We start from the raw sequence: 8,423 nt of genomic DNA, 5'->3' as shown, positions 1-8,423 counted from the left end.
ACAATGAACGCCCCGTCGCGAGCGGCCTGATTACGCGCTCCGCCGTATTATTGTCCACCTCGACGCGCCCGTCTTCGCAATAGCGTGTGAGTGCATGCCAGTGCCCCAGCGAGTATCTGATCGCCTTCGCCAGCCCCGACTTCGCTGATACCTGTGACAGCGTGTGTTCGAACCAGGCCTTCAGCTCAGTGAGCAACGGTGTCGAGCGTTGCTGACGCGTAGACAGGCGCACCTCCGGCGTTTCCCCGCGAACCTCGCGCTCAACAGCATACAGCGCCCCAATGCGGCGCAATGCTTCTTCGGCAATCGGTGAGCTATCCAGCTTGTAAAGGTCGTAGAACTTGCGCCGCGCATGCGCCCAGCATCCGGCCTCGATGACCGTGCCGTCACGATACAGGGCGTCATACCCGCTGAAGGCATCTGCCTGCAGGATTCTCGTGTAGCCCGCCAGATGTTCCCGAGGTCGCTCGCCTTTGCGGTCGGGTGAGTACCTGTACCAGACTGCTGATGGCGCGCGGCTCCCTGCCGGGCGATCATCCCGCACATAGGCCCACAGGCGCGCCGTGCGTGTCTAGCCACGCACGGGCTCCAGCACCACGGACGTGTCGTCGGTGTGGATTTTGTCTGCGTCGGGCACGTAACGACCGAGTGCATCGGACAGCGGTTGCAGCAGTGCAGCCGCTTCACGAACCCACGAAGCCAGCGTTGCCCGGTCCAGTTCGATGCCTGCGTGCGCGGCGGTAGATGCCGGCCTGCCAGTATAGCGGCGTATGGTCAGCGTACTTCGCGACCACGACCTGTGCGAGCAGCCCGGCACCCACCATTGATCGCGCTATCGGTCGCGAAGGTGCCGGCTCCTGTACTACTGCGGCACAGCGCGGGCAGCTCAACTTCGGACGTACGTGACGCAGCACCTTGAAGTAACTGGGCACATAGTCGAGTATCTCTGATACGTCCTCGCCCAGCGCACGCGTCTGTTTGCCGCATTCCGGGCATCCGCTGTTCGTCGGCGCATGAACAACCGTATCGCGAGGTAAATGGGCAGGGAAGTGCCGCGGCTTGCGGCGCAGTGGAACAAGGTTCGTTGTGGCCGACGTATCCGCAGTCGCGTCGGCATCAGGCACCTTCGCCGGTGCGGCCATATCTGGTTCATGAACAGGCAGCTCACCGAGGGCGAGCTGCAGCTGGTCCATCAGTTCTGCCATGCGCTCAGATGAGCGGCCATACTGCCATCGTTTCAGTCGCGAGATCTCGGCCAGAAACTGCGCGATGGTCTCGTCGCGCGAGGCAACGATGCGCTTGAGAGCGGCGATGTCATCGGGCAGACGGCTGGCTGGCATGCATGCCAGTGTAAATGAAGGCCACGCGCTTGTGGGCTCCCGCACCCTGCCTTATGCCGCGTGCGTCGGCTGCCACGTCCTCTCGGGATGCCGCCAGTCAATCCCTTCGAGCAGCATCGACAGTTGGGCGGCTGACAGATGGACTGTTCCCGAGTCCGCCTGCGGCCACACGAAGCGTCCACGCTCGAGTCGTTTCGCGTACAGGTTCATGCCGTCGCCGCTCCACCATAAAATCTTGATGAGGTCACCGCGACGCCCGCGAAACAGGAAGATGTGCCCCGAGAAGGGATCACGTCCGAGTGCTGACTGCACCAGCGCGACAAGTCCATCCATGCCACGGCGCATATCGGTAACGCCCGCTGCCAGCCAGACACGGGTACCGGTCGGTGGGGCAATCATGCCGGCATCAGGCAGCGCAGCACGAGGCGCAACTGCACGGGGTCGACCATGCCCGTGACGCGTACGCGGGCACCGTTCAGTTCGATCTCGATGCCCGACGCTGCCGGTACGCTCTCGCGATGTGGCTCGACAGGTTGTAGAGCGAGCGACGCCGGTTCTGCGGTCTCGCCGGTCGGTGCATCCTGTAGCGCTACGGGCAGCAACACCGCTGTGCTGTTCGCCACTCCTTCAAACAGGCCAGCCCGCAGTTGCCGGCGCCACTTGAACACCATATTGGGATTCAGTCCGTGCGCCTGCGCGAGCTTGGCCACCGAAATACCCGGCTCGCACGCCGCGACGGCAACTTGCCGTCGGTACTCTGGTGTGTAGTTCGGTCGGCCCTTGCGGTTCGATGATCGCGCATTCCGTGTGTCCAAAGTAGTCCCCATCACTTGAAGTAACGGACATCACTTTGGACACGGGCTTCAGCTCTGTCCATGCGGCCACGAAATGACGCTTACGTTGCCGCCGTGGTAGTAGCTGGGGATGTACGGCGCGGCGGCGCCCGACGACGAGGCGAGTGCATGAAGTGCGATCCGGCATGAGAAGGGTGTGCGTTTATAGCTCTTCACATGGCGCATCACCGTGTGCATCGCCTGCATTGGCGAGAGCGCAAACCCGCACGAAACAGGGTTTAAGTCTGTTTTTAATCTTATGCGAATGCTGCTGAATTGAATGGACGGTGACTTCGGTTGGTTGGTATAAGTCCAAAAATAGAGATCCGATTGGATCTCCATTTCTCGGCGGGGGCATACGGCACGTCGGGGCCGCATTGTTTCAACGTCGGGCATTGGCCCGGCGTGGAAACAGATCGAAATGACTCACCTGTCGCTCGCAAATGCCTATTCGATGCGACCCGCAAGTCGCTTCAAGCCTTGAGCTAATTGGCGGGCTGTGTCGGCTTCGCAGCCTTTGGCGCAAGTGGACGCGGAGCCGTCGTCGCGCACTGTGACCAGCTTTGCGAGGAGCTAGAGCCCGTCTTCGGGGCCCCGTAGGACATTCACGAGATCGCCGCGACGACAGCGGAAGATGAAGACGTTGCGGCCCGCACCGGAGGATTCTCCGGCGAGTCCCATCGCACCTTCGCCGCGAGCCCCTGGAGCCCGCAGCGGTGGCGCCTGCAGACAGCGCGACGCGTGTACCGGCTGGCAGGGAGATCGCGAGCGCAAACTCGCCAATATCAATATGGCCGGTCGCCTATCGGCGTCAACGACGCCTCCGACCGTGACTACCACGGCGTCAAACCGAATCTCGATCGTCCCGGCTTGCGCAGTCGAACTGCCGACGTCACGTCACTCAGCGGGCACCGCCGCGCGCTGTGGCGGCGTCTCATACACCGCAATCTGGGACGTCGTTTCGGCCTGCAACTGCGCACGATGCCGACGGTGCCCTGTGAGCAGCATGTTTGCGTTGATGCCACCATTATCTCGCACCGGTTTAGCAACCGACACGCCACGCTCACGTGCCGCGGCTGCAAGGCGGCGTCGAAACTCGCGATCATAATCCGGGGGGCCATTGCGGCTACCCGGCTTGGCTTCCGGCTCTGGCAAAGTGGTGGCATCAAATCGAAAACGAGGGGCACCACTTTGATGTCGCTTTGCGTCGGTGTCTATGACGGTCGCCGCGAGGTCCTAACATACAACCAACGACAGACGCAAGGGCAGGCGCCGGATGTTCGCATATGGCAGCGTTTGTCCTGGACTCCTCACTTCGGGAGGTCATCGGTCGCGCCCACCGACCGTCACCCGACACCTGCCTTACGTCTGTGCGGTGCAAAACGAAGACACTTGACTTTTTCTATCAGGCGCAGTCCCGTCCCGCCGTGGTCAATGCTACCGCCGCGTGCCAAATAGCCGTCCGGACGTAGCGAGACTCGATGTCAGACTCACGATCCCATCATCTGCATTCTTTATGCTACATACTTTGGAAATGGCTACAGCCGCGGTGCCTCTGTCATTGACAAAAGCGTGGCCACATGGGCGTTCGGTGTTCGCATATGGCAGCGTTGTTTCGGCCGGCCCGAACATACAGGGTTTGCAGCCGCGCCCACCGGCTGCCACCGAGCGCCCGTGTTGCCGCTTTCAGCAAGTCGAGGCAAAGCGTACCATCTCATTGACGGCTGCAGCGGTCCGCTGCGCGGCCGCCTCCGCGATTTGCTGTTCGCGTTCTTCGCGGGTGGGGCGTCGGACGCGGTCGGAACGAGGGGCGGGGAGAGGTGGGGCATCGTCTGCCCACCGATATAATCTCGGGCAGTTGTCGGTGCGCTGCAGATAGCCTGCGTCGACCAGCGACGGCATCAGTTGGCGCACGTGCTTCACGTCGATCGAGGTGCCGTGCGCGATTTGGTTTGCGGTCGCCCACACATCGTCTATCGCACGAGATTGTATGAAATTGCAGATTGTCCATTTTGGCTTTGTGACGTTCACAACATGCATTCCTCAAAATAATTCACCACAACTTTGTTGACCGCCGGGTGCAGGTTGCTTGTCAAGTTCGACGTAACACGTTCATGGTGGTGAGCGTCCCTGATGTACGAACTGGCGGGTACTATTTCCGTGAAGATTCAAGCTTATACATGATGTATCTAAGGCATTCAAAAATACCAGAGACGAGGCGTTGCTCAATACGATGCCGAAATTGATGATGAGATTCTTGCAGAAAGCGCTGATTGCGCCCGGTTTGCGTGCCGCGACTCATTGAATGGCCCCGAATAACAACCGATTGCGCTTACGGCTATTTGGGGATGTACACCGTATTCGAAATCGATACGTACCGTCTTCGCGATTCACTGATGTCACGCGGCGCGCCTTCCTGTGCCATCAGACCCTTGACCGTGAGCGCGGAACTCCATTCGTCGATTGGATTTTGTCGATGTCTCCCATACGGGTCGAGATACTAACGTACGCCTTATCGGCCCTACAGGGCTAATGCCGTACAGCTAGGGCGAGGCGAACGTCGAGTCGAGGATTTCCATCTCGTATAGGGCACACCAGGCAGGGCCTGTTCCATCAATCCTGCCGGTGCATGCTGAGTTGGTAGCGACTTGGTGTGAAGCCACCGGAACAACATAACCGTTCATTGAAGGGGCAAAGGGTCTTCCTCTGTATGCACCACGTAGGCCATCGAAATGCCCGCACGGGGAGTATTCGCATCTCGTGGCGATATCGCGTTTGGTCGCTATGATACCTGCGAGATGATGTGAAAGAAGGCTCGTGCGGCACATGTTTCGGAGCATTCGCTCGTGGCCTTCGACGGATGCTTCGTGATCGCCGCAACCTACGCAACCTAATCTCGAGTGAACGCAATCGTCACTTTCTGATTCCGACAAAGGCGAGACGGGTTGGAACGCCTGTCGGGAAAATCAGATGATGCCCCTGGTCGCATGCGCGTCTCGCCTCCAGCGCGGCAGAAGCGTCCGGATCTACCAGAGTAGTGGGCGGCTCGCGCGTTGCGCATTCAGGTTGCATCGGAAGGGAGTGCGCTTCAGACGTCTGTGGCCCACCGTTGCCAGCAGTTCGACACCGGCTATTGCGAACTGAAACGATGATCGGCTTCGGCCGCATCGACCCCGCTTGCCGCGAATAGGCGGGAGTCTTGTAACGTTGTACGATTTGCGCTCGTGCGGATCCGCGAACAGAACGTCCTACACTTGGTCACAAGCAATGCTTGCAACCGCGTCGTGGATGGTCATCGGAGTAGTGCCTCACTTTGACCGGACCTCGACGTGGTTATCTCGATACCGTACAACGCCTATCATTTGATATCTTCGCCAGAGCCTTCTTTGCCGCTCAGCTGTGCCTCATCGCCGTTACGATCCACTCTTTCGTGCACCTGCGCTTCATCGTCGCGTTCCTTGCCAGCTGCAGAGTTAAGAAGAGTGTCCAGATAGCCTTGCGCCTTGATGCGGATATGTTCACAGGTTGCCACATCGCAAATCAAGGCTTCGAAGCAGTGCTTCGCATTGCCGACTCGTCTGAGGAGCAGGTTGCATTGCCCCGCATACAATAGTGCCCGATGGTCGCCGCCGCTCATGGTGTACCCCATCGCGTATAGATCGAGGGCCTTGCGGTACTCTTTGCGGATCTGCAGTACGGCGGCTAATCCCAAGATATAGTCGACGTTCTGAAAATCGTAGATACACAGAAACCGGAAAAACGATTCAGCCTCATCCAGCCGGCCCCCCTGATAGAGTGCATAAGCTTGGGCATAGAGAATTGCCATCGTGTCACCAGATATGCGGGACATTTCTCTGAACGTTGCCCCGTGCTCGATATCATCAATCACGAGCTCACGCAACCGCTCGATGTTGTGCTCCGCAGATCCAGATTGACCGTTATGGCCCGTGGTGTCATGCGTCTTCGTGTCTGACTGAGTCATGTTGCTTATCACATTTACCTGGTAGCGCACGAAGCGTGCAGGCCAGCTTGCTCGATCGACGCCGAATACGCTGCGCGCACTTCGGTCGGATCATGAGCACTCGCAGAAGAACATGTACCGTGAGGTTTCCAAGAAGATCTCGTTACCCAGGTCGGTGAAAACCAGCAATCGCGTACGCGCCCCTTGCATATATGGAATTTGATCTGCTCGAGTGTTGCTGATCCGCAACCACGCTTGCCCTTGACGGCGAGAAGTCGTTCACTAACCGCCTGACCACGCTTGCGTCGCGCATGGGAGCGAACTCGGCGGTCCAGGCCGTTCGAGCAGCAGACCGAAAACCGGCGGAGGCTCTCACAAGAAGCCGGAAGCCGCGACTCTTTCGCATGCCAACTGTCATTAGGCAATTCACTCTGACAATTAACGGAGGCATAACCTCCCCAATCGGCCGCGCATAAATCTGTCGCTGACCACTCGCTGAGCGTAATGATTGGGTGTGCGCTGGCATCCCGCCTCGCATATTGAATCCACCACGGCAACAAACGGCTCCAGCGCGTGAGTGAGATGTTCGGACAAAGCACCGCTCGCAACGATTCGAAGTCAGTGCACTCGCGCGCGTCAGTCACCGCTGTCGGATCAAACCTATCACCGGCAGTAGAGCTGTGGGTGCAATGGTACGGATCTTAACGCGTCCAAGCCATGAGAATGCTCTCACTGCTCCCCTCGCGCCCGCCTATCTTAGCGGTCGACCATATCGCACTAGCCCGCTTTGAGAGTGTTCTCATTTCCTGGGGGGCGATCGGTTTCTAGTATTCAACCGACGGCTTACATGTAGCCGGCATCGACTACCTGCATAACCAGTGAGATCAACGTTCGACGATGTATTCACCGACGTAAACGACGGAATGAGGGAGGAGAGCGATGGAATGCCAGACAGATTTTCCCGGGCGCACGCTACTGGAGCCGCCGGTCAACCGGCGGCTGTACATGCCGGCCAATGTGTGCCCCGTTATCCGGCAGAGCGCTGCAAGTTTTGGCGCCGGTTCGCTACTGGCCATTGGTCCCGGGCCCGCATGTGAAGTCGTCTGTGAGCGGCGCTCAGGAAGTCCGACAACTTTGCATATTGATGTGCAATCCTATGTGTTGGCTAGTCATGAGCGATTCACCGTGCGATTCGAACCGGGTCGCCTTGCTTGGATGCTAAATGAATACACGCTCAGTTCTTGGCTTGCCGTGATAGATATTGCACTCGGCGTACCACCCGTGTTTAGACGAAAAACGGATGATGTATTGTTGGAGCCAGTAACGCCGGAATGGATCGAATCGAGCGCTACTTTATCACACTGGCTCGCACTGGATGTATTGCGCGGTCACAGGAACGTAAATCTGGCTAATCACTTACGAAGCTTGGAGTCCTATCGACTTACTCGTTACCTGATTAGCGAGCCGGTCGAGGAGAGTCAGCTTAGAGAACTGGGTCAGCGTTACGGCGTATCATATTCACATTTTCGCCGGCTCTGTCACAGGGCGTTTGGCTGCGCTGCTAAACCTCGTCTGCGCGCATGGCGCGCCGCACGTGCAGCTCTGCAGCTTATCGAAGGCAGTGACTCGGTACTCCAAGTCGCCATTAGCCATGGTTACACATCGGCCTCGCACATCACGAACGACATCAAAAAACTGCTTGGCGTGACGCCCAGCACGGTTAGAAATGCGCATGTCCTGCTCCCTTGACGCCGACACGACCGACGACGCGCTCAGTGGGTGATCGCGAACGGTTGGTCCGGCTGTTCGCGATCACCGGCTGGATACCTCGACTACACAGGGTTTGCCGATGCTGTTCCTCGGAGTCGTAACCGCGATCGGCATAGACCGTACGTGGCCATTGAAGCGGATGGCCGCGTAGGGCGTGAATCGTAAGCGTCAGTCTGGACCATCTTGATCGAGAAGCGCGTCAAACCTCGTCCTTCAGGGGGCGAGGAAGGAAAGCGCGGACGCCAAAGGCGGCCTTGACAACGCGTCAATGCTGATACGATGACTTCCATGCAAAGACTCCAGGCCTTCAAGTTCGAACTGATGCCAACCGGCGAGCAGCAGCGCGATATGCGCCGCTTCGCCGGATCGTGTCGGTACGTCTACAACAAGGCGCTGGCGTTGCAGAGGGACAATTACGCCGCGGGCGGCAAGTTCATCAGCTACGTGGCGATGGCAAAGCACCTCACGGCGTGGCGAAATGGGTCGCAGACTGCGTGGCTCAAAGATTCGCCCGTTCAC

Annotated in this window: 7 protein-coding genes and 2 pseudogenes; 2 read left to right on the top strand and 7 right to left on the bottom strand. The window is 58.7% G+C overall.

What is annotated here, in order from left to right:
* From C7H84_RS37470 to C7H84_RS35030, 6 genes and pseudogenes are all read right to left on the bottom strand, one after another.
* Positions 1–703, bottom strand: a pseudogene (locus tag C7H84_RS37470) (IS66 family transposase); the annotation flags it as partial.
* A complete protein-coding gene (locus C7H84_RS37465; protein WP_240462195.1) occupies positions 684–1,340 on the bottom strand; it encodes an IS66 family transposase zinc-finger binding domain-containing protein in 657 nt (218 codons plus the stop codon). The pseudogene C7H84_RS37470 and the gene C7H84_RS37465, both read right to left, overlap by 20 nt.
* A gap of 51 nt (positions 1,341–1,391) precedes the next feature.
* On the bottom strand, positions 1,392–1,739 hold the full coding sequence (tnpB, locus tag C7H84_RS35045; protein WP_121863071.1) for an IS66 family insertion sequence element accessory protein TnpB: 348 nt from the start codon (positions 1,737–1,739) through the stop codon (positions 1,392–1,394).
* Positions 1,736–2,167 (bottom strand): transposase, encoded by a 432-nt coding sequence (locus tag C7H84_RS35040; protein ID WP_240462194.1) that lies wholly within the window; start codon positions 2,165–2,167, stop codon positions 1,736–1,738. Before C7H84_RS35040 ends, tnpB begins: the two co-directional genes overlap by 4 nt.
* A gap of 1,692 nt (positions 2,168–3,859) precedes the next feature.
* Positions 3,860–4,204 carry a hypothetical protein gene (locus tag C7H84_RS36840; protein ID WP_162999502.1) on the bottom strand — a complete coding sequence of 115 codons (345 nt, stop codon included), beginning with the start codon at positions 4,202–4,204 and terminating at the stop codon, positions 3,860–3,862.
* A 1,327-nt stretch (positions 4,205–5,531) separates the two neighbouring features.
* Positions 5,532–6,155: a tetratricopeptide repeat protein gene (locus C7H84_RS35030; RefSeq protein ID WP_162999501.1), complete on the bottom strand. Its 624-nt coding sequence runs from the start codon at positions 6,153–6,155 to the stop codon at positions 5,532–5,534.
* A gap of 918 nt (positions 6,156–7,073) precedes the next feature.
* On the opposite strand from C7H84_RS35030, the gene C7H84_RS35025 reads away from it, so the two are divergent.
* Positions 7,074–7,883, top strand: a complete 810-nt coding sequence (locus C7H84_RS35025) for a helix-turn-helix domain-containing protein (protein ID WP_121863068.1) — start codon at positions 7,074–7,076, stop codon at positions 7,881–7,883.
* 46 nt (positions 7,884–7,929) lie between these two features.
* Here the strand turns inward: C7H84_RS35025 and C7H84_RS35020 are convergent.
* Positions 7,930–8,055 (bottom strand): annotated as a pseudogene (locus C7H84_RS35020) (IS5/IS1182 family transposase); the annotation flags it as partial.
* A 137-nt stretch (positions 8,056–8,192) separates the two neighbouring features.
* Here C7H84_RS35020 and C7H84_RS35015 point away from each other — a divergent pair.
* A partial coding sequence (locus C7H84_RS35015) for a helix-turn-helix domain-containing protein (protein ID WP_162999500.1) occupies positions 8,193–8,423 on the top strand: 231 nt, incomplete at its 3' end.

The organism is Burkholderia sp. Nafp2/4-1b, assembly GCF_003635165.1.
Classification (GTDB): Bacteria; Pseudomonadota; Gammaproteobacteria; order Burkholderiales; family Burkholderiaceae; genus Burkholderia.
Note: the sequence above shows the minus strand (reverse complement) of the source record. Positions and strands in the feature narration are given on the sequence as shown.

Coding starts and splice junctions, on each gene's coding strand:
- C7H84_RS37465 (WP_240462195.1), bottom strand. CDS start 1,340: ATGCCAGCCAGCCGTCTGCCCGATGACATCGCCGCTCTCAAGCGCATC.
- C7H84_RS35025 (WP_121863068.1), top strand. CDS start 7,074: ATGGAATGCCAGACAGATTTTCCCGGGCGCACGCTACTGGAGCCGCCG.
- tnpB (WP_121863071.1), bottom strand. CDS start 1,739: ATGATTGCCCCACCGACCGGTACCCGTGTCTGGCTGGCAGCGGGCGTT.
- C7H84_RS35030 (WP_162999501.1), bottom strand. CDS start 6,155: ATGACTCAGTCAGACACGAAGACGCATGACACCACGGGCCATAACGGT.
- C7H84_RS35040 (WP_240462194.1), bottom strand. CDS start 2,167: ATGGGGACTACTTTGGACACACGGAATGCGCGATCATCGAACCGCAAG.